The sequence below is a fragment of the Actinospica acidithermotolerans genome (assembly GCF_018139625.1).
GTDB classification, from domain to species: Bacteria; Actinomycetota; Actinomycetes; order Streptomycetales; family Catenulisporaceae; genus Actinospica; species Actinospica acidithermotolerans.
Genome location: NZ_JAGSOH010000014.1, coordinates 15,854 through 35,764, shown reverse-complemented (window position 1 = coordinate 35,764; position 19,911 = coordinate 15,854). Strand labels below are relative to the sequence as shown.

The window sequence follows — 19,911 nt, the reverse complement described above, 5'->3', positions numbered from 1 at the left end:
CTAACTCACGGATGACGTGCGATGGACGGCAGTACGCGGCAACGTACGACCGATCCCGTTCGACCCGGCCCGTCGTCGGCAAACGGCGGGCCGGACGGCATTTTCAGGCGCCGCCGGGCTCCGAGCTCCTCGCCTGCGGGTGCGAGGAGCCGCGCACCACCAGCTCGGTGGGCACGATGTGCGGTTCGTCGAGCAGCTGCTCGCCGCCGTCGAGGTGCGACATCAGCAGCCGCGCCGCCGCCTCGCCCATCCCGCGCATCGGCTGGCGGACCGTGCTCAGCGGCGGGTTCGTGTACGCGGCCATCGGCACATCGTCGAACCCGACGACGGCCACGTCCTGCGGAACCCGGAGCTTCGCCTCGGCCAGGGCCTGCAGCGCTCCGGCGGCCGAGAGGTCGTTGTGCGCGAAGACGGCGTCGAAGGAGATGTCCGAGTGCAGCAGCCGGGTCATCGCGCGCAGGCCGCCCTCGAAGGTGAAGTCCGCGCCCTCGACCAGCTTCGGGCTGATCGGATGGCCGGATTCGGCCATCCGGGAGCGGAATCCGGCGAGGCGCTCCCGCGAGCAGCCGAAGCGCAGCTCTCCGGTGATCACCGCCGCGCGGGAGCGGCCGAGCGAGAGCAGATGCTCCGCCGCGGCCTCGCCGCCGGCCCGATTCGTTGTCGCGACCGACGGAAACCGCGGCCGGTGCTCGCGGTCGTCGATGAGCACGACCGGCAGGCCCTGCTCGTGCAGCGAGTTGATGTAGTCGAGGGTGCCCTCGGGCTCGATCACCACGAGGCCGTCGAACGACTTCGCCGAGACCTGCCCGGCGAAGCGCCGCATCGACTGGTCGCCCTGGGTGCAGGTGAAGACCATCAGGCCGTAGCCCGCGGACTCCACCACGTCGATCGTGCCCTGCAGCACCTCTCCTATCCACGGCCAGGTGAGCGAGGGGACGAGCATCCCGATCACCCGGGTGCGCCCGCGCGCCAGGCCCACCGCGCCGGCCTTCGGCACGTATCCGAGCTCGGCGATGACCTGCCGGACCCGCGCCGCGGTCGCCGCGTCGAGCTCGCCCTTTCCGTTGAGCACGCGCGAGACCGTGGTCTTGCTGACGCCGGCCCGCGTGGCCACGTCGGTGATGGTGATCGGCAACGCTGCCTCACTCTCCACAAACCGCCCGGTACCGGTTCCGTAACCGGTACCGTTGGAGGAAGTAAAGCCCGGGGCCCGACGCTCGTCAATGCGCTGTCCGTAACGAATCGAACAGCGCAGGTCGCAGCCTTTTGATCATCGAGTCCTGTTCCGGGACCCCGGCGAAAGCGGCATAAGGGCACGATCCGAGGGTTGTTCGCGTGAACAATCCCGCATGTCCAGGCCCCTTGCGGTCTACCGTGGTCCGTACCGCAAGACCTCGACAGCTTTGCATGGTTTCTTGCACTGTCATGCCGTACACTTGCAGCATGCCAGGCAAACTCTCCGATGTCGCGAAGAAGGCCGGGGTCAGCGAGGCCACGGTCTCGCGCGTGCTCAACGACAAGCCCGGGATCTCCGCGTCCACCAGGGCCGCGGTGCTCACGGCACTGGACGTGATGGGCTACGAACGGCCCACCCAGCTGCGCGGGGAGCGGGCCAGGCTGATCGGCCTGGTGCTGCCCGAGTTGCAGAACCCGATCTTCCCGGCGCTCGCCGAGGTCGTCGGCGGCGCGCTCGCCCAGCGCGGTTTCACCGCGGTGCTGTGCACCAGGACCACCGGCGGCATGTCAGAGGCCGACTACGTCGACATGCTGCTGGAGCGGCAGGTCTCCGGCATGGTCTTCGGCGGCGGCCAGTACGCCGAGGCCGACGCCCCGCACGGCCACTACCTCCGGCTGCTCGAACTGCGGCTGCCGGTCGTCCTGGTCAACGCCGCCAGCGAGAACCTCGACTTCCCCCGCGTCTCCACGGACGACGCCGTCGCCGTCGAGCAGGCCTTCGGCCACCTCGCCTCGCTCGGCCACGAACGGATCGGCCTGATCCTCGGCCCGCCCGACCACATGCCCAGCCGCCGCAAGCAGGAGGCCTTCGAGGCCGCCGCCGCCAAGGCCGCCGTCACGGTCCAGACCGCGCACGTCGAGCACACCATGTTCTCCATCGAGGGTGGCCAGGTCGCCGCGTCGAGGCTGCTCAAGCAGGGCGTCACCGGCATCGTCTGCGCCAGCGACCCGATAGCGCTCGGCGCGATCCGCGCCGTGCGCCGCGCGGGCCTGAAGGTCCCCCAGGACGTCTCGGTGGTCGGCTACGACGACTCCGCCTTCATGAACTGCACCGACCCGCCCCTGACCACCGTCCGGCAGCCCCTGGAGGCCATCGGCCGCGCCGCCGTGGCCATGCTCGTCGGCCAGATCGACGGCATCCCGGTCACCGCGGAGGAACTCCTCTTCGAGCCCGAACTGGTCGTCCGAGGCTCGACGGGCCCGGCGCCGGCGGGTGCCTGAGGCCGCGGATAAATCCAGGACAGCCCCTTGCCGGGCCCCGATCGGATCGGGGCCCGGCAAGGGGCTGCACGGCGCCAGGCGGTGCCGCGGGGATCAGCCCTTCAGGCTGCCCGTCGTCAGGCCGGACATGATGCTCCGCTGGAAGACCAGGAAGAACACGATCGTCGGCACGGACGCGATCGCCAGCGAGGCCATCAGGATGTTCTCCGGGATGCCGTCGCCGGTGAGGTTCAGCAGGCCGGTGTTGACGGTCATCTTCGTGGGGTCGGTCAGCACCAGCAGCGGCCACAGGACGTCCTTCCACACGGCCACCGTGCCGAAGATGGAGACCACGCCGAGGATCGGGCGGGACATCGGGAGCACGATCGACCAGAGTGCGCGCAGGGGGCCGGCGCCGTCGATCGCCGCGGCTGCCAGCAGCTCCTCCGGGATGGAGTCGAAGAAGCGCTTGAGCAGGAAGATGTTGAAGCCGTTGGCGACCGCGGGCAGCCAGATCGCCATCGGCGAGTTGACCAGGTTCAGGTGCAGCACCGGGACGTTGATCGCGGTCAGGTAGTTCGGGATCACCAGGACCGTGGCCGGGATCATCAGTGTGGCCAGCATCAGCGCCAGCACCACGTTGCCCAGCACCGGGCGCAGCTTGGAGAGCGCGTAAGCCGCCGCTACGTCGAACACCAGCTGCAGCAGCAGGGCGCCGACCGCGTAGTACGTGGTGTTGAGGATGTACCGGCCCAGGTTGAAGTCGGACCAGGCGGTCGCGTAGTTGTGCGGGCTCACCGAGTGCGGGATCAGCGTCGGCGGGCTCTGCAGCACCTCGGACGCCGATTTCAGGCCGCTGCTGAAGACCCAGTAGAGCGGGAACAGGAACACCAGCGTGAACACGGCGATGGTCGCCACCAGCAGCACCCAGTAGATCCGGCGGGCCAGCGGCCGGTTGAGCTGCGCCCTGGATATCAGGGTTCTCGTTTGCGCGTCGAAGGCCGACATCGGCGTCCTCAGTCCTCTCCTCGCCGGTTGAGCCACAGGTACGCCCCGGAGAACAGGCCGAGCACGAGCAGCAGCACCGTTCCGATCGCCGCGGATCCGCCGAAGTTGTTGAAGTTCGTCGCGTCCTGGTACACGAGGTAGACGAGCGTCCCGGTGCCGTTCGCGCCGCCGGTGAGGACCAGCGACTCGGTGAACGTCTGCATCGTCGCGACGATCTGCAGCAGCAGCATCAGCGACAGGATCAGCCGGGTCTGCGGGATGGTCACGTGCCAGACGCGCTTGAGGATGCCCGCGCCGTCCAGTTCGGCCGCCTCGTAGAGCTCGCCCGGGATGCCCTGCAGGGCCGCGAGGTAGATCAGCACGCCGCTGCCCATGTTGCTCCACGTGGAGAAGATCACCATGCACAGGATCACGAAGGTGTTGTTCGAGGACTGCAGCCAGGCGGAGGTCGGCAGGTGCAGATCGTGCAGCACCGCGTTGAAAAGGCCGCTGTCGTCCGGCGTGTAGAACCACTTCCACAGGTACGCCGCGGCCACCGGCGGCAGCATCACGGGCAGGTAGACCAGCAGTCGGAAGTACCACGCGGCGTGCCGGAACTCGTTGAGGCCGACCGCGAGTACGAAGGGCACCGCGTAGCCGAAGATGAGCGCCAGGCCGGTGAACACGAGCGTGACCCGGACGGAGGTCCAGAAGTTCGGGTCGTTGAGCATGTGCTCGTAGTTGCGCCAGCCGCCCCAGCCCTCGCTCTGGCCGACGAGGTTCAGGTGCTGGAAGCTGAGCAGGATCTCGTGGATCATCGGATACCACGACCACAGCGCGAAGCAGATGATCGCGCCCGCGAGGAAGACGTATCCGGTCAGGTTGCGCCGTACCCGGCGGCCCAGCGTGGGACCCCGCCGCCCGCGGTCCGGCGGTCCGTCGGTCGCTTTCGGCAGGCCGCGCGCCCGCGCGCGGGAAACGTTGATCGTGGCCATCGAAGCTGCACTTCCGCTCTCGTGAGGACGCCGGGCGCCGCCCCCGCCGGAATGGGTGCTTCCGGCGGGAACGGCGTCGAGGACCGGCCGGTTACTGGTTCTGCAGGATCTCGTTCGCCGCGGAGCTGAACGTGTCGAGCAGTTGCTGCAGGTTCGCGTTCGGGTTGGTCAGCGCGGCGTACATCGCCTTGTCGCCCTGCGCGTAGATCGCCTGCGCCTGCGGCGGTTCGATGACGAGCTGCATGGTCGAGAGCGCGTTCGTGTAGGCGGAGAAGTTCGCCGAGGGCACGTTGGCCGAGGCCTTCTCATCCGCGCTCGCCTGCTGGTCGGCCGCCGAGCCCGCGGTGAACAGGTCCGGCTCCGGCAGGCCGACCGGCTGCCCGGCCTTCGCGGTGCGCGTGTAGTTGAACTGGCCGTCGTTCGGCGTCAGGAACTCGAAGTTGAGGAACTTGATGCCGGCGACGATCTGCGCGGGGGTGTCCTTCTTGTTGAACATGTAGCCGTCGCCGCCGAGCAGCGTCGCGGTCGGGCTGCTCACGCCCGGCAGCGGTGCCATCGCGATGTTGGTGTACGGCGTGTTGTACGTGGCGTGCATGTTGGTCACCGTGTCCGGCGCGCCGACGTACATGCCGAGCTTGCCGGTGCTCATGAGCTGCTGCGGGTCCTGCCAGGCCAGACCCTGCTTGGTGCCCATGTCGTTGTCCACGAAGCGCATCTGGTGCAGCGTCTGCAGCACGGCGAGCCCGGCGGACGTGTCGAACGCGGCCTTCGCGTTGCTGCCGCTGCCGGTCACCATCTGCCCGCCGCGCGAGTAGAGCTCGGCCGCGAAGTGCCAGCCGCCGGTGTTCTGCGCGCTCAGGTCGACGTAGCCGACGTACCCGGAACCGAGTGCGCTGATCTTCTTGGCGTCCGCCTCGACCTCGGCCCAGGTGGCGGGCGGGCTGGCGATCCCGGCCTGCTTGAACAGGGTCGTGTTGTAGACCAGGCCCTCGGAGTAGTTGTTGACCGGGATGCCGTACAGGTCGCCGGAGGTGGTCTCGCCCTGCCGGTACACGTTCAGAAGTTGCGGCAGGATGCTGCTCTCGTTCGCGATCTGCCCGACGTACGACTGGATGTCGGCGGCCTGGCCGGCCGCGATCACGTTCGCGGGGTCGGTGAACGCCGTGTAGAAGACGTTGTCCTCGGTGCCGGCGGCCAGCTGCGCGGTGAACTTCGCCGGGACCTCGCAGGGGTTCGCGTCGTCGCCCTTGACCGTGATGTTCGGGTTCGCCTTCTCGAAGGCGGCGATGTCGTCGAGGAAGAACTGCCGCTGCGCCTTCTGCGTGGTCGGCGGCTCGCACCCGACGGTGATCGTCACCGGCCCTGACGCATTGTTCGACGATGAGCCGCTGCTGCTGCTCGAGCACGCGGCGACCGGTAGAGCCAATGCCGCGGCCGTGGCGATCGCCACCGTGCGGCGGATGCCGGCACCTCGGCGGACCGTGCTTTTCATAGATCTGCCTTCCCTCACTGGACACGAGCGACTGTGGTCTTGCCCCGGGTGCGTTCACCGTACTGACCCGGACATCGCTTCGCAAGATAGCGATGAAAACTCGCAATGACACGACTTGATTACGACGATCAAGCCGCAGCAACGGAAAACGGCGTACCCAGCGCCGTTGCGCTGACTCCGCGTCGAGACTCAATCTCTGTACGGCGATCTTCGGTGGGGCCGACCCGGAAAGGCGAGATCGAGTTTTTGCAGCACAAGTGCAGATCTCTTGCGGGCCTGAGTGCGGCCATGTACGTTGTGCGCAACCGGCAGGCGAACAACGAAGGGGCGGAAATCCGTGGCTCTCCAGTGGTGGCGCGACGCGGTCACCTACCAGGTGTACGTGCGCAGCTTCGCGGACGGGAACGGCGACGGCGTGGGCGACCTCGGCGGGATCCGCTCTCGCCTGGCGTACCTGGCCGATCTCGGGATCGACGCGATCTGGCTCAATCCCTGGTATCCCTCGCCGATGGCCGACGGCGGCTACGACGTCTCGGACTACCGGGACATCGACCCGGACTTCGGCACGCTCGCCGAGGCCGACGCGCTGATCGCCGAGGCGCACGCGCTGGGCATCCGGATCATCATCGACATCGTGCCGAACCACGTCTCGGACCAGCACGCGTGGTTCCAGGCGGCGCTCAAGGCCGGCCCGCGCTCGCCCGAGCGCTCGCGCTTCTGGTTCCGGCCGGGACGCGGCCCGGGCGGCGACGAGCCGCCGAACAACTGGGTCTCGCACTTCGGCGGGCCGGCCTGGTCACGGGTCGTCGAACCGGACGGCAGCCCGGGGCAGTGGTACCTGCACCTGTTCGCGGACGCGCAGCCCGACCTCAACTGGGAGCAGCCCGAGGTGCGCGAGGAGCACCTCAGCATCCTGCGCTTCTGGTTCGACCGCGGCGCCGACGGGATCCGCATCGACTCCGCCGCGATCCTGGTCAAGGACCCGTTCCTGGCCGACCTCGACCCCGAGGCGCCGCAGGACGCGCCTCATCCGTACACCGACCGCGACGGCATCCACGAGATCTACCAGGAGTGGCGCCGGGTCGCGGACTCCTACCCGGAGCCCAAGGCGCTGATCGGCGAGGTGTGGATGCCGGACCCGCAGCGCTTCGCGATGTACCTGCGGCCCAACGAGATCCACACCGCGTTCAACCTCTCCTTCCTGTGCTGCCCGTGGGATCCGGCCGAGCTGCGCAAGGTCATCGACGAGACGATCGCCGCGCACCAGCCGGTCGGCGCGCCCGCGACCTGGGTGCTCTCGAACCACGACGTGACCAGGCACGTCTCGCGCTACGGCCGGGACGACACCAGCTTCGCCTTCGCCACCCGCAGCTTCGAGACGCCGGTGGACCTGGAGCTCGGCACCCGCCGCGCCCGCGCGGCCGCGCTGCTCAGCCTGTCGCTGCCCGGATCCGCGTACATCTACCAGGGCGAGGAGCTCGGCCTGTGGGAGGTCGAGGACATCCCGGACGGCCACAAGCACGACCAGATGTTCTTCCGCACCAACGGCGCCGACCCCGGCCGCGACGGCTGCCGGGTGCCGCTGCCGTGGTCCGGCGACCAGCCGCCCTTCGGCTTCAGCCCGGCCGGCGCGAGCGCGCAGCCCTGGCTCGCCGAGCAGCCGGCCGACTGGCGCCGGATGACCGTCGAGGCGCAGACCGGCGATCCGGCCTCGATGCTCGAGCTCTATCGCAGCGCACTGCGGATCCGCCGCGCCACGGCGGGCCTGCGCACGGACCGGGAGGCGCTGCGCTGGCTGCCCGCGGATCCCGAGGTGCTGGCGTACCGGCGCGGCGACGACTTCGCCTGCGTGGTCAACTTCGGGCCGCACGACGCTCCGCTGCCCGAGTACGAAGAGGTCCTGCTCGGCAGCGGCCCGCTCGCGCAGGACGGACGGCTGCCGTCCGACACCGCGGTGTGGCTCCGCCTGAACTGAAGAGCAGGGGCACGAAATCCACGGCACTGAATCGAGAGAGGAACCGTCCTTGCCACAGCTACGAGCACGACTTGGTTTCCTTGGTGCGCTCGCGATAACCACATCCGGAGTGGTCTGCCTCGGCGCGGCCGGCGCCACCGCCGCCACGTCTCCCGCGACCGCGCCGCGCTCCGCCTTCAACGCTTCGTACGACGGCGGCGCGCGCGTCCCCGGTCTGGTCGGCGAATACCTCGCGACCGGTCCGAACGCCGTGACGAACGGCACCGTGATCGGCCCCGACTACACGCAGGGCACGCTCGCCTCCGAAGCGGTCGGCCGCGAGGCCGTGCAGCTCACGGCGCCGGGCCAGTATGTGCAGTTCACGTTGTCGGGCAACGCGAACGCCGTCGATGTGGACTATGCGCTGCCGCAGGGGAGCAGCGGATCGCTCGCGCTCTACGTCGACGGACGGAAGGTCACCGACCTGCAGCTCACGTCGGCCTACAGCTACATCGACACCCCGCAGATCTACGGCAGCAAGACGCGCCACTTCTATGACGATGTGCGCGTGCTCATCGGCCGCGAACTGCACCGCGGCGACACGGTACGCCTGCAAGCCGACGCGAACGACACCGCGCTGCCGTACACCGTGAATCTGGCCGACTTCTACCAGGTCGCCGCACCCGCGCAGCAGCCGCCGAACTCGATATCAGTGCTCAGCGAGGGCGCCGACCCGACCGGCGCGACGGACTCCTCCGCCGCCTTCGCCGCGACGATCGCCGCCGCGGACGCCAGGCACGAGACAGTCTGGATCCCGGCCGGCGACTTCGCGATCGACACGCCGCTCCAGGTCGACCGCGCGAGCATCGAGGGCGCCGGAAACTGGTACTCGCGCGTGCGCTCCAACGAGTTCATCGACAACGCCAGCGCGGTCCCGGGCCCGGTGAACCTGCGTGACTTCGCGATCCTCGGCGACACCGTGGGCCGCCACGACGACAGCACCGCCAACGCGATCAACGGCTCGCTCGGCACCGGCTCCGTCGTCAACAGCCTGTGGATACAGAATGCGAACGTCGGCCTGTGGCTGCAGTACGGCAACACCGGCGACGTGGTGAAGAACTCCGTCATCCTCGACACCGACGCGGACGGCCTGAACCTCAACGGCAACGCGACCGGCGTCGTCGTGCGCGACGACTTCATCCGCAACACGGGAGACGACGGGCTCGCGATCTGGTCGTACCCGGCCGTGGACTCGCACGACGTGTTCGCCTGGGACACCGTCGAGCAGCCGAACCTGGCCAACGGCATCGCCGAATACGGCGGCACGGACAACACGATCACCCACGACGTGATCACCGACTCCAACGCCCTGGGCAGCGGCCTGACGATCTCCAACGAGCAGTTCGCGAGCCCCGGCTTCACAACCCTCGCGGGCACCATCGACGTCAGCCACGACACCGTGATCCGGTCCGGCGCGATGAACCCGAACTGGGGCCACCCGATGAGCGCCATCCAGATCGACGCCTACGACTACGCGATCAGCGGCGTCGCGCTGAACCTGGACGCGCTCAACGTCTACGACACCCCGTACAGCGTCTTCGAGCTCGTATCCGGCGACGGAACCGGCCTGCCGATCACCGGCCTGCGCATCACGAACGTGAACATCGCCGGCGTGGGCACGGTCGTCTTCCAGGGCGAGACGCAGGGCTCGGCATACGTCGCGGGCGTGCACGCCACCGGCGTCGGCGTCGCGGGAACCGTGCAGGACCAGTACCCGCCGGCGACCCCGCAGTTCCAGTTCCAGCTAGGGTCCGGCAACACCGGCTGGAGCCTCACGCCGACGCTGGACTACTTCCCGGCGCCGGCGAGCTAGAAGAGTCCGCAGCGGGGCGAAGAGCAGGGGCCGGGAGTCCGTTTGAGGGTGGCGGGCTCCCGACCCCGAACCACGTTTCCCGCGGAGCCTCAGTCCCGCTGCAGCACGGTCCCGTACGGAGCGTCGACGCGCAGCCAGCGGCCGATCCGGGCGAGCGCGGCGAGTTCGTCGGTCTGCTCGGCATCGGGGCCGAGGAAACCGAGGGCCTGCGCGGCGTGCGCGGTGCGCAGCGTCAGCGGGGCGCCGTCGGTGTCCGCGGCGGCCTCGACCGGCCGGCTCCAGATCTCCTCGCCGAGCGCGTCCAGGCCCGCGCGGTCCAGGCCCAGCGCGCGGAAGCGGAAGTCCGCGTTGCCCTGCGCCGCGGCCCGGCCGAGCTCGCGCACGCTGATCATGCCGACCCGGGTCCAGCCGGTGCGCGGCGGCAGCAGGCCGGCCCAGGCGGGGCCGCCGACCATCGTGTCCGGGACCAGGATCTCCGTGTCGTCGCGGGAAAGCCCGTCCAGCAGCTTCCCGGCCAGCACGGTCACGTCGAAGGGCTCGGTGCCCTGCTGCAGCGCGGACAGCCGCACCGCGAGCACCGGCCTGCCGCCGAACGGCGGCCCGCTGTACGCGGCCACCGCCGGGCCGACCCCGACGCAGCGCACGACCGCGCCCTTGTCGAAGTGCAGCAGGCGCTCCAGATACGCCCCGAGGGCCGCTCCGTCCCGCGCGCCCATGAACCTGATCAACACGTTTCGGACCAACTCCTACTTCGCCTGCAGGTACTGCTCCAGGTAGAACCGCTCCTCCGGAGCGATCCGCCGCGGCCGCTGCTCGGCCAGGTCGTAGGGCACCAGCGTGGTGTTCGCGGTCGCGTACACCACGTCCTCGTCGCGCACCTCGTAGTTGCAGACGAAGGACGCGACGCCGATCTTCGTCACCCAGATCTCCACCCGCACCGGCTCGGCCCGGTAGACCAGCGGCCGCTTGTACTCGATCTCGTGCCGCGCGACGACCGTGCCGAGGCTGAACTTCTCGACCCCGGCCTCCCGCGCGGTCTCGAACATCCAGTCCACTCGGGCCTGCTCCAGGTAGCGCAGGTACACCACGTTGTTCACGTGGCCGAAGGAGTCCATGTCCGCCCAGCGAAGGGGGCAGAGATAGACGTGCCGCCGAGCGGTCACGGACGAGCCTTCCGCCAGATCAGTCACGGGTGAGCTTCCGGTAGGTGACCCGGTGCGGGCGCGCCGCCTCCGGGCCGAGCCGCTCGACCTTGTTCTTCTCGTAGGACTCGAAGTTGCCCTCGAACCAGAACCACTTCGAGTCGCCCTCGTAGGCCAGGATGTGGGTCGCCACGCGGTCCAGGAACCACCGGTCGTGCGAGACGACCACCGCGCAGCCCGGGAAGTCGAGCAGCGCGTTCTCCAGCGAGGAGAGCGTCTCGACGTCCAGGTCGTTGGTCGGCTCGTCGAGCAGCAGCAGGTTGCCGCCGAGCTTGAGGGTCAGCGCCAGGTTCAGCCGGTTGCGCTCGCCGCCGGACAGGATGCCGGCCGGCTTCTGCTGGTCCGGGCCCTTGAAGCCGAAGGCCGAGACGTACGCGCGCGAGGGCATCTCGACCTGGCCGACCTGGATGAAGTCGAGGCCGTCCGAGACGACCTCCCAGAGCGTCTTCTTCGGGTCGATGCCGCCGCGGTTCTGGTCCACGTACGAGATCTTGACGGTCTCGCCGACCTTGACCTTGCCCGCGTCCGCCTCCTCCATGCCGACGATCGTCTTGAACAGCGTGGTCTTGCCCGCGCCGTTCGGGCCGACGACGCCGACGATGCCGTTGCGCGGCAGGGTGAAGGACAGGTCGTCGATCAGCACCCGCTCGCCGAAGCCCTTGTTCAGGTGCTCGACCTCGACGACCACGCTGCCCAGGCGCGGGCCCGGCGGGATCTGGATCTCCTCGAAGTCCAGCTTCCTGGTCTTCTCCGCCTCGGCCGCCATCTCCTCGTAGCGGGCCAGGCGCGCCTTGGACTTCGCCTGCCGGCCCTTGGCGTTCGAGCGGACCCACTCGAGCTCTTCCTTGAGGCGCTTGGCGCGCTTCGCGTCCTTCTGGCCCTCGACCTTCAGGCGCGCGGCCTTGGTCTCCAGGTAGGTCGAGTAGTTGCCCTCGTAGGGGTACGCGCGGCCGCGGTCGAGCTCGAGGATCCACTGCGCCACGTTGTCCAGGAAGTACCGGTCGTGGGTGATCGCCACGACGGTGCCCGAGTAGCCGGCCAGGTGCTGCTCCAGCCAGAGCACCGACTCGGCGTCCAGGTGGTTGGTGGGCTCGTCGAGCAGCAGCAGGTCCGGCGCCTGCAGCAGCAGCTTGCACAGCGCGACGCGGCGCTTCTCACCGCCGGAGAGCACCTTCACGTCGGCGTCCGGCGGCGGGCAGCGCAGCGCGTCCATCGCCTGCTCGAGCTGGGCGTCGAGGTCCCAGGCGTTGCGGTGGTCGAGGTGCTCCTGCAGCGTGCCCATCTCGGCGAGCAGCTCGTCCGAGTAGTCGGTGGCCATCAGCTCGGCGACCTCGTTGAACCGGTCGAGCATGGCCTTCGTCTCGGCGACACCCTCCTGGATGTTGCCGAGCACGTCCTTGTCCTCGTTGAGCTTCGGCTCCTGCATGAGGATGCCGACCGAGTACCCGGGGCTGAGCGTCGCCTCGCCGTTCGACGGCTGCTCCAGGCCGGCCATGATCTTCAGGACGGTGGACTTGCCGGCGCCGTTCGGACCGACCACGCCGATCTTCGCACCCGGCAGGAAGCTCAGCGTCACGTCGTCGAGGATGACCTTGTCGCCGTGGGCCTTACGGGCCTTGCGCAGGGTGTAGATGAACTCAGCCATGCAGCCCAGTCTATCGGGCGCGGCGGGCCGCCCTCGACGCACTTCCCGCCCTCGGCGGCGAACCGCCGACGGGACGCCGCAGCGTCCGCGACAGGTCGCCGATCAGCCGTAGACCGTGCGGAACGCCTCGTAGGCGCGCCGGTGCCGGTCCAGTTCCGCCTCCGCGACGGCGAACAGGCCGTCCTGGGCGACGGCGGCGAGCTCCACCGCGAGCGATCCGGCCGCGACCTGCCCCGCCTTGATCGCGCGGCCGCGGGCCGAGGCGCGGGCCCGCACGTCCAGCAGCAGGGTGCCGAGCAGCCCGACGACCAGCGCGCCGACGCCCGCGCCCGCCAGCGCCGGGCCGTTCCGCGTCGCGCCCGCGGCGCCGGCGATCGCGCCGATCGCTCCGGCGAGGGCGAGCAGGAGCAGGAGCACGTGCCCGACCCGCGGGCCGGTGGTGCCCTGCCGGGCGCCGCCGATCGCCGTCAGCTCGCACTGGCCGAGCGCCGCGTCCAGCTGCTCGGCGACCTCGCGGCGCGAGCCGGTGAGCCGGGTGCGCAGCGAGCGGCCCCACTCGTCGGGCAGCTTCTGCGTGATCGCGTTGGCGAACTGGCCGAGCACCTGGTCGAGGCCGCCGCGGTCCACCGGGACGGCCGCGGGGACGTCGGGGCCCGCGGTCCGGGTCGCCGTCACGTTCTCCTTGCGGCCGAGCCGGCCCAGCGCGCGCAGCGGGCTGGAGACGAGCGGCAGCGCGTGCGCGGCGGCCCGGGCGGCGACCGCGTCGGCCAGGCTGGAGACGCCGGCGGCGGCCCGCAGGCCGGCCAGCGCGCGCTCCCGGTCGCTGTCGGCGATCTGGTCCGCGTCCGGCACCAGGCCGATCAGCGGGGCGAGCTCGGCCGCCGCCTGGTCCACGTCGGCGCCGAGCCGGTCCGAGGCCGCGCGGCGCCCGGCGACCAGCTCGGCCAGTTCGGCGCGCAGCTCGGCGATGCCGTCGCCGGTGCGCGCGGAGACCGGCAGCAGGGTCGCGCCCTCGAGCCCGTCCGCGTCCACCAGCCGGCGCAGGTCGCCGAGGCATTCCGGCAGCGCTCCGGCCGGCAGCTTGTCCACCTGGTTGAGCAGGATCAGCGTCACCCCGCCGTGCGCCGACAGAGGCTTGAGATACTCGTCGTGCCAGTCGGCGTCGGCGTACTTCTGCGGGTCGGTCACCCAGATCAGCAGGTCGGCGAACTGGACGGCGTGGTCCACGATCTCCCGGTGGTCGGTGCGCAGCGAGTCGTGGTCCGGCAGGTCGACCAGCACCAGGCCGGCCAGCGGGTCGCGCGCCGGAGCCGGGGCGCCGCGGCGGCCCGGGGCCAGGTCCAGCGGCGACTCCCGGCACAGCTGCTTGCGCCGCGAGACCCCGAGCCGGTCCAGCAGCGGCCGCGCCTCCTCCAGGCCCTCGGCCTCCCAGACGCAGGCCAGCGGCTCCGAGGTGGTCGGCCGGCGCACCGCGACGGGGGACAGGCCGATCCCGACGAGGGTGTTGAACAGCGAGGACTTGCCGACGCCGGTGGCGCCGGCGAGCACCACGAGGGTGTGCTCGGCGGACAGCGCGTAGCGTCCGGCCGCCCGCTCGAGCACCGTGCGGGCCGGCTCGAGCGCCGCGTCGTCGATCCGGCCCTTCGCCAGCTCCACGACGCGCCCGAGCGCGTCGAGCCGCGCGCCGACGCCCGGCCCGTTCCCGTCCGCCCGTGTCACAGCCCTGATCTCCCTCTGGTCGTTCTTCGTCCGCGCCCGCGTCCTCGCGCGCCGGCCGGGCGCCTAGCGCGCCCGCTGCACCGCGTAGCCCGCCTCGAGCAGGTTCTTCGCCGCGTCCGGGTCCACCCCGAGCTCGGCCAGCATCCGCTGGTGCCGGAACGCGTACCGGTCGAACAGCGCCCCGAGCGCCGCGTCCAGGGCCGCCGCCGCCTGCTCGGCCAGCCGTTCCGCGAGTCCGCCGGGGAAGATCTGGTCGGCCAGCCGCCGGGTCGCCGCGACGGCCGGAGTGGGCGGCTCCGCCTTGCGCCGGCGACGCTGCCGCGGCAGCTCCCGCCCGCACAGCACCGTCGCGATCAGCACCGCGATCCGGAAGTCGGGCTCGCCCTCGGCGCCGTCCGGCTGCAGCCGGGTGCGCGCGATCTGGTCGCCGAGCCGGTTCGCCCACTCGCCGAGCTCCGGGGCGATGCCGCCGGCTTGCTTCCACGCCGTGGCCGCGATCTCCTCCTCGGCCTCGGCCGGGACGGTGCCGCGCCACTCCTGCGTGACCTGCTCGGTCGCGCGGGCGATCGCGGCCGAGACCTGGTCGGCGATGGCGGACAGCAGCAGCCGGCGCGCGCTCGAGCCGACGCCGGAGGCCGGGTCGAGCAGCGTCTCCACCCGCCCGGGCCCGATCAGCGACTGCCACTCGACCATCGCCGTGCCGCCGATCAGCTCTCCCGCGGCCACCGCGTCGTGCAGCGCGGCCCGCTCGCCGGAGTAGGCGAGGTCCGCCTGCACCCGCAGCCGGTTCGCCACCTCGCCCTGCGCGGTGAGCGCCTCGTAGAGCACTGAGATCTGCTGCGGCAGGTCGTCGAGCAGCCCGAGGATGGTCCTTCGCACGGCCGCGAGGCGCGCCTCTGGCTGCTGGCTGATCGCGCGCAGCCAGGTGGCGAGCTGGTCGAGCAGGTACTCCGGGATGAGACCGGCGGTCAGCGCGGTCTCCGGCACGGTGAAGACCGGGATCTCGGCGCCGGCCTGCGGCAGGTAGGTGTCCAGCATCTCGGCGAAGGCCTGGTTGACCTCGGCGGCGGCCTCCGCGGGCACCCGGTTGAGCACCACGGCCACGTTCATCCGCCGCCGCCAGGCCTCCTGCAGCAGCTCCCACGGCACCGAGTCGGCGTACCGCTCGGCCGTGGTGACCAGCAGCCAGCTGTCCGCCGCCCCGAGCAGCCGCCGCCCGGTCTCCCGGTTGGCGCGCGAGACGGAGTTCACGTCCGGCGCGTCGATCAGCGCCAGGCCGTAGGGGATCGCCGGATGCGCGGCCAGGGTGAAGCCCTCGTGCCGGTTGCCGAGCCGCGGCTCGATCGCCGGGGTGGCGACCGCGCCCCCGGCGCCGTGCGGCCGGTCGCTGCCGTGCCGCGCGAACGCGGGCAGCAGCCGGTGCGGCCCGGTCGCCGCCGCCACGTCCGCCGGGTTCACGCAGAGCACCGCCCCGCGCGTGGTCGGCCGCAGCACCCCGGCCCGGGTCAGGTCGTAGCGCACCAGCGAGTTGACCAGCGTGGACTTGCCGACGCCGGTCGAACCCCCGATGACCAGGTGCAGCGGCCCGCCGGGCTCGCGGAGCCTGGGTATGAGGTAGTCGTCGATCCGCTGCAGCAGCTCGAGCCGAAGTGCGCGCACGTCGTCGACCCCCTCCGCGGCGAGGGGGAAGCGGGGTGCGGCCACATGGGTGCGCAGAGCGCCGACCGCGCTGAGCAGGTCCGCGTGCGGGCCTGTGATCGTCACAGGGTCACCCTGCCTTAACCGCCGGGGCAAGGGAACACCCCGGTCACCTCACTTCGGTAACTTCTCCATTGCGAATTCAATGCGGAACGGTGCCAGACCGGCGTGTGCGGCCCGTTGAACGGGGATCTGTCCGGTTCAACCCGCTCGTCACCGGCCATCTCCAGAGGCATTCCGGTACCCTGATGTGCCGTAAGCCTGCCGAAAGGCGAGCCGAGCGAGCCCCGATAGCTCAGCGGATAGAGCAGGTGCCTTCTAAGCACTTGGTCGCAGGTTCGATCCCTGCTCGGGGCACCAGGGCCCGGGTGCGCGGCGGCCGCGCTCCGCCGCCGGGCCCGGCGCCGCCCGGATGGGACGGGGCCGCGCCCGGCGGATCTCGGTGTCAGGCCTCGGCGAGGGCTCCGCGGTCAGGCCCAGAGGTGGCCGTCCGCGCCGATCACCGCGGTGAGATAGTCCCCCTGGTAGGGCACGAAGCCGACGGTCGAGGCGATGGAGGTCTCCCCGGGGGTGCCGCGGTCCTCCCAGAGCCACACGGGCGTGTCGTCCTCCAGCAACTGCTGGCCGAGCGCGACCGGCCCCTTCGCGGCCACGCCCATGACCAGCGGCGCGTAGTACGGATACTGCGCCGGGTTGAGTGTCAGGCCGCTGACGATGTCGAGATCGTCCGGGGGCTGGCCGACCGGCGTCCAGCTGCCGTATCCGGTGTCCCACTGGCAGAACCACACCTGGCCGTCCGCGCCGAGTGCGAAACTTTGCAGGGATGCCACGCCGAGTGAGGCGGCGATCGTGGTGCCGGGCGGCTGGCCGATCCGCGACCAGGAGCCGTCGGCGTACGCGTCCTCCTCCCACAGCCACAGGTCCCGGTCGGACATGATCGCCAGGACGCAGCGCTTGTCCTGGCCGGGCCCGCGGTTGGCGATCGTCGCACCCAGCAGCGAGACGGCCTTCAGTCCCGGCGGGGGCTGAACCTGCTCCCACTGGCTGGCCGGCACCTGGTTCTTGAACAGCGTGCCCTGGTCGGTGACGACGAACACGGCGGCGTCGACCTCGGGCAGGGCGGCGACGGCGGTGCCGGTGATCCGCGCGGGCGCCGAGCCGTTGGAGGGCGGCGCGCCCAGGTCGTTCCAGTCCCAGTCGGAGCCGGTCCACCAGTTGGCGAGCACGCCGCCGGTCTCGTCGAGCATGAACGCGGCCGGCCCGTACGACGAGTTGCCGGCGCCGATCCCGGAGGCGATCGCGCGGCCGTCGGGCGCGTGCTGGTTGGTCCACCTGAAGTTGTTGGCCCCGTAGTCCCAGCGCACCCAGAGATTGCCGTCCGAGCCCTTGGCGAACAGGTACGGGCGCCCGTCGGCGGTCATCGTCGCGCCGATCCCGGCCACGGCGGTCACATCCGGCGCCGGCTGCCCCATGTCCTCCCAGTCCTTCGGCCTGGTGTACAGCAGGTTGCCCCAGGCAAAGAGCAGTCCGGCGGTGGCGGCGATCGCGTAGCCGATCAGGTCCGGGGCCGATCGCTCGATCCGGGCGAGGTCCTCGGAGGTGAGGTAGCCGTGGTAGTCGGTGAACACGTTGGGCGGCAGGATCCTGATCACGTTGGGCCGGGAGTGCTTCGCCGCGGCGGTGATGTACTCGCCCGGGTCGCCGCCGAAGCGCGGGATCGGGAACGGCGTCGGCTGGAACCGGGGCGCCGACTGGTAGGCCAGGACGCAGCCCTCGTAGGCGGAGTGGAAGCCCACGATCGGACCCGAGCTCAGGTTCGTGAAGTTCGAGGAGTGCATCGGCTGGGTGGCGTCGGTCATGTAGTGCAGGGCGAGCCCGAGCCGGTACCCGGCGCCGCGACTGCCGTCGATCCGCCCGTCGCGGTAGGCCGCGACCGATTTGTCGAAGTACTCGGTGCCCTGCGTCAGCGCGGTCGGGCTGGTCTTGCCGAGCCAGTTCTCGCCGGTCCGCGGGTCGTAGAAGTGCGACTGGTAGGTCGGGACGAAGATCAGCACCGGATCGTTGTACGGGTCGACGAAATCGGCGTCGTAGAGGCCCTGGCACATCTGGTTGTGCAGCGGGTTGTCGGGCAGTCGGCCCGCCCCCGGCTGCAGCTTCGCGGCGAGCCACGCGCCGACGGGGCCGCCCTGCGCGGCGCACAGCCTGATGGCGCGGTTGACGATGTACAGGTGGGTGCTGCGGGTCTCGTCGAAGACGTCCTCGGCGTCCCAGCCGGGCAGGTCGGGCCGGGAGGACTGCGTAGCCTCGGCGGAGGACCGCAGGAAGTGCGCGGGGTGGCCGGAGGGGTCGATGGCCCAGGCATCCGTCGCGCTTGCCGCGGCGACCGCGACGGCCGGCGTTCCTGTCGGCACCCACTCCCCGAGGTAGAGCCGCACCGTGTCGGCGGCGACCGCGAAGACGGCTCCACCCGGCAGGGCACTGATGTCGGTGAAACCGCCTTCGGGGGCCTGCTGGTCGAGCGTCGCCCAGCTCTTGGCAGCGGAGTCGTACTGGTGGACGGCGCCCGCGGCGTCGAGAGCGGTGACGGAGGCCGCGTCGCCCGCGCTCACCCGGACCGCGGCGGCCGGCGGCGCGGGCAACGGCTGCCACTCCCCGTGCACCTGGTCGAGCCCGAGCACCGCGCCGTCCTTGCCGGCGCCCCAGATGGAGCCGTCGTGGCCCGCGGCGATCCACACCGGACCGGCCGGCTCGGCCGCGGCGGACCACTCCTGGCCCGAGCGGGACAGGCGCTGCACCGCGCCGTGCGCGTCGATCGTCCAGACCGTGCTGTTGTCGACGGCGGCGAGCTGGGTGAAGCTACCCGGCGCTCCGGACGCGATCCAGATGTCGGCCGCCTCCGTGTACTGATATGCGGTCCCGTCCTTGCCCAGGGCCCAGGCGGCCTGCACGCCGCCGAGGGCGATTGCGCCGAGGGCGGCGGGGGCCGCGATCGGTAGCCAGGCGTCGTTCTTCGCGTCGAACTCGTACAGGCGACCCGCCGCGTCGATCACCCATACGGTCAGATCCGCGCCGCACGCGACGTGGGCCACCGCCTCACCGCCCGGGGTGCCGACGGGCTGCCACTGCTGCCCGTCGTACTGCGCCAGAGAACCGTCCGACGAAACGGACCACACCCAACCCGCCGCGCCCGCGGCGATGTCGATCAGCGCCGCGGCGGAGGCGAGCGGCTGCCACGTCGTGCCGGAGAGCGCGTACGCGATGCCCTTTGTGGTCAGGCAGAACACGCTGCCATCGGCCGCGGCCGCGACCCGCGCGCCGGACGAACCCGCCGGCGGCGTAACCGGCTTCCACGCGTCGGCGGACGCGTCGAACGTCTGAAGGCCGCCTTGAGCGTCCACGCCCCACACGGTGCCCGCCCCGCCCACGGACACCGACGCCAGCCGCACGCCGGGCTGAGCGGTCGGCTTCCACGTGTCGGTATAGGTATATACGAGCCCGTCCTCAGCGGTTCCGAAGACGGCGCCGTCGGATCCCGCGCCCACGCTCACCAGCCGGTTCGGGGCCGGGAACGGCCGGGCCTGCCAGGCGACCTCGTCGTCGGTGGTGGTCAGCAGCGCCCCGGCGTGGTCCAGCGCCCAGACCGACCCGTCGGCCGCGGCGCTGATCCGCATGAGAGCCGGCGGGGGTGCGGCCGCACCCGCGAATTCCTGCATGTCCGTCCCCTTGTCTCCGCGCATCGCAGTGATGCTTCCCGAGAACCGCACGCGGGGTTCCGCGTGCCGGTCCTGCCACGGTAGGGACCGTGCGGGGCAACGTCGCTGTAGGGGACGGTGTGCTCTGACCAGGGCCGGAACCGTCTGGATACCGGCTACCGGCAGAAACCGGCAGAGCCGCGGAGCTCCCCCTCCGT

13 protein-coding genes and 1 tRNA gene are annotated in these 19,911 nt (G+C 71.0%); 4 read left to right on the top strand and 10 right to left on the bottom strand.

Features of this window, described 5'->3' with window-relative positions:
• Positions 1-103: 103 nt before the first annotated feature.
• Complete coding sequence (locus tag KDK95_RS07845) at positions 104-1,135, bottom strand: LacI family DNA-binding transcriptional regulator (RefSeq protein WP_212517361.1); 1,032 nt, start codon at positions 1,133-1,135, stop codon at positions 104-106.
• 308 nt (positions 1,136-1,443) lie between these two features.
• Between KDK95_RS07845 and KDK95_RS07840 the strand changes: the two genes are divergently transcribed.
• Complete coding sequence (locus KDK95_RS07840) at positions 1,444-2,457, top strand: LacI family DNA-binding transcriptional regulator (protein ID WP_212517360.1); 1,014 nt, start codon at positions 1,444-1,446, stop codon at positions 2,455-2,457.
• A 93-nt stretch (positions 2,458-2,550) separates the two neighbouring features.
• Here the strand turns inward: KDK95_RS07840 and KDK95_RS07835 are convergent, their stop codons facing one another.
• The 3 genes from KDK95_RS07835 to KDK95_RS07825 all read right to left on the bottom strand — a co-directional run bounded on the left by KDK95_RS07835 (position 2,551) and on the right by KDK95_RS07825 (position 5,910).
• On the bottom strand, positions 2,551-3,444 hold the full coding sequence (locus KDK95_RS07835; protein WP_212517359.1) for a carbohydrate ABC transporter permease: 894 nt from the start codon (positions 3,442-3,444) through the stop codon (positions 2,551-2,553).
• Positions 3,445-3,452: 8 nt separating this feature from the next.
• Complete coding sequence (locus KDK95_RS07830) at positions 3,453-4,418, bottom strand: carbohydrate ABC transporter permease (RefSeq protein WP_212517358.1); 966 nt, start codon at positions 4,416-4,418, stop codon at positions 3,453-3,455.
• Between the two features lie 91 nt (positions 4,419-4,509).
• Positions 4,510-5,910, bottom strand: coding sequence for an ABC transporter substrate-binding protein (locus KDK95_RS07825; protein WP_212517357.1), 1,401 nt, complete (start codon positions 5,908-5,910; stop codon positions 4,510-4,512).
• Positions 5,911-6,247: 337 nt separating this feature from the next.
• Here KDK95_RS07825 and KDK95_RS07820 point away from each other — a divergent pair, with 337 nt between their 5' ends.
• Together KDK95_RS07820 and KDK95_RS07815 are read left to right on the top strand one after the other, a co-directional pair.
• Positions 6,248-7,885 carry a glycoside hydrolase family 13 protein gene (locus KDK95_RS07820; protein WP_307844255.1) on the top strand — a complete coding sequence of 546 codons (1,638 nt, stop codon included), beginning with the start codon at positions 6,248-6,250 and terminating at the stop codon, positions 7,883-7,885.
• 49 nt (positions 7,886-7,934) lie between these two features.
• Positions 7,935-9,737: a glycosyl hydrolase family 28-related protein gene (locus tag KDK95_RS07815; protein ID WP_212517355.1), complete on the top strand. Its 1,803-nt coding sequence runs from the start codon at positions 7,935-7,937 to the stop codon at positions 9,735-9,737.
• Between the two features lie 89 nt (positions 9,738-9,826).
• Here the strand turns inward: KDK95_RS07815 and KDK95_RS07810 are convergent, their stop codons facing one another.
• The 5 genes from KDK95_RS07810 to KDK95_RS07790 all read right to left on the bottom strand — a co-directional run bounded on the left by KDK95_RS07810 (position 9,827) and on the right by KDK95_RS07790 (position 16,067).
• Positions 9,827-10,468 carry a DUF8185 domain-containing protein gene (locus tag KDK95_RS07810; RefSeq protein WP_212517354.1) on the bottom strand — a complete coding sequence of 214 codons (642 nt, stop codon included), beginning with the start codon at positions 10,466-10,468 and terminating at the stop codon, positions 9,827-9,829.
• Between the two features lie 15 nt (positions 10,469-10,483).
• Positions 10,484-10,927: an acyl-CoA thioesterase gene (locus tag KDK95_RS07805; RefSeq protein WP_307844254.1), complete on the bottom strand. Its 444-nt coding sequence runs from the start codon at positions 10,925-10,927 to the stop codon at positions 10,484-10,486.
• The gene (gene ettA / locus KDK95_RS07800) at positions 10,920-12,584 is read right to left on the bottom strand and encodes an energy-dependent translational throttle protein EttA (protein WP_212517353.1); all 1,665 of its coding nucleotides are present in this window, start codon (positions 12,582-12,584) and stop codon (positions 10,920-10,922) included. Before ettA ends, KDK95_RS07805 begins: the two co-directional genes overlap by 8 nt.
• Positions 12,585-12,686: 102 nt before the next feature.
• On the bottom strand, positions 12,687-14,303 hold the full coding sequence (locus KDK95_RS36760; RefSeq protein WP_212517352.1) for a GTPase: 1,617 nt from the start codon (positions 14,301-14,303) through the stop codon (positions 12,687-12,689).
• A 63-nt stretch (positions 14,304-14,366) separates the two neighbouring features.
• Positions 14,367-16,067, bottom strand: coding sequence for a GTPase family protein (locus tag KDK95_RS07790; protein WP_212517351.1), 1,701 nt, complete (start codon positions 16,065-16,067; stop codon positions 14,367-14,369).
• A gap of 218 nt (positions 16,068-16,285) precedes the next feature.
• Here KDK95_RS07790 and KDK95_RS07785 point away from each other — a divergent pair.
• Positions 16,286-16,361, top strand: a tRNA-Arg gene (locus KDK95_RS07785).
• A gap of 110 nt (positions 16,362-16,471) precedes the next feature.
• Here KDK95_RS07785 and KDK95_RS07780 read toward each other — a convergent pair.
• A complete protein-coding gene (locus KDK95_RS07780; RefSeq protein WP_212517350.1) occupies positions 16,472-19,738 on the bottom strand; it encodes a tectonin domain-containing protein in 3,267 nt (1,088 codons plus the stop codon).
• Positions 19,739-19,911: the final 173 nt, after the last annotated feature.

Excerpts from the sequence above, each read along its gene's own strand:
- KDK95_RS07835 (WP_212517359.1), bottom strand. The coding sequence starts at position 3,444 with ATGTCGGCCTTCGACGCGCAAACGAGAACCCTGATATCCAGGGCGCAG.
- ettA (WP_212517353.1), bottom strand. The coding sequence starts at position 12,584 with ATGGCTGAGTTCATCTACACCCTGCGCAAGGCCCGTAAGGCCCACGGC.
- KDK95_RS07825 (WP_212517357.1), bottom strand. The coding sequence starts at position 5,910 with ATGAAAAGCACGGTCCGCCGAGGTGCCGGCATCCGCCGCACGGTGGCG.
- KDK95_RS07780 (WP_212517350.1), bottom strand. The coding sequence starts at position 19,738 with ATGCGCGGAGACAAGGGGACGGACATGCAGGAATTCGCGGGTGCGGCC.
- KDK95_RS07840 (WP_212517360.1), top strand. The coding sequence starts at position 1,444 with ATGCCAGGCAAACTCTCCGATGTCGCGAAGAAGGCCGGGGTCAGCGAG.
- KDK95_RS07830 (WP_212517358.1), bottom strand. The coding sequence starts at position 4,418 with ATGGCCACGATCAACGTTTCCCGCGCGCGGGCGCGCGGCCTGCCGAAA.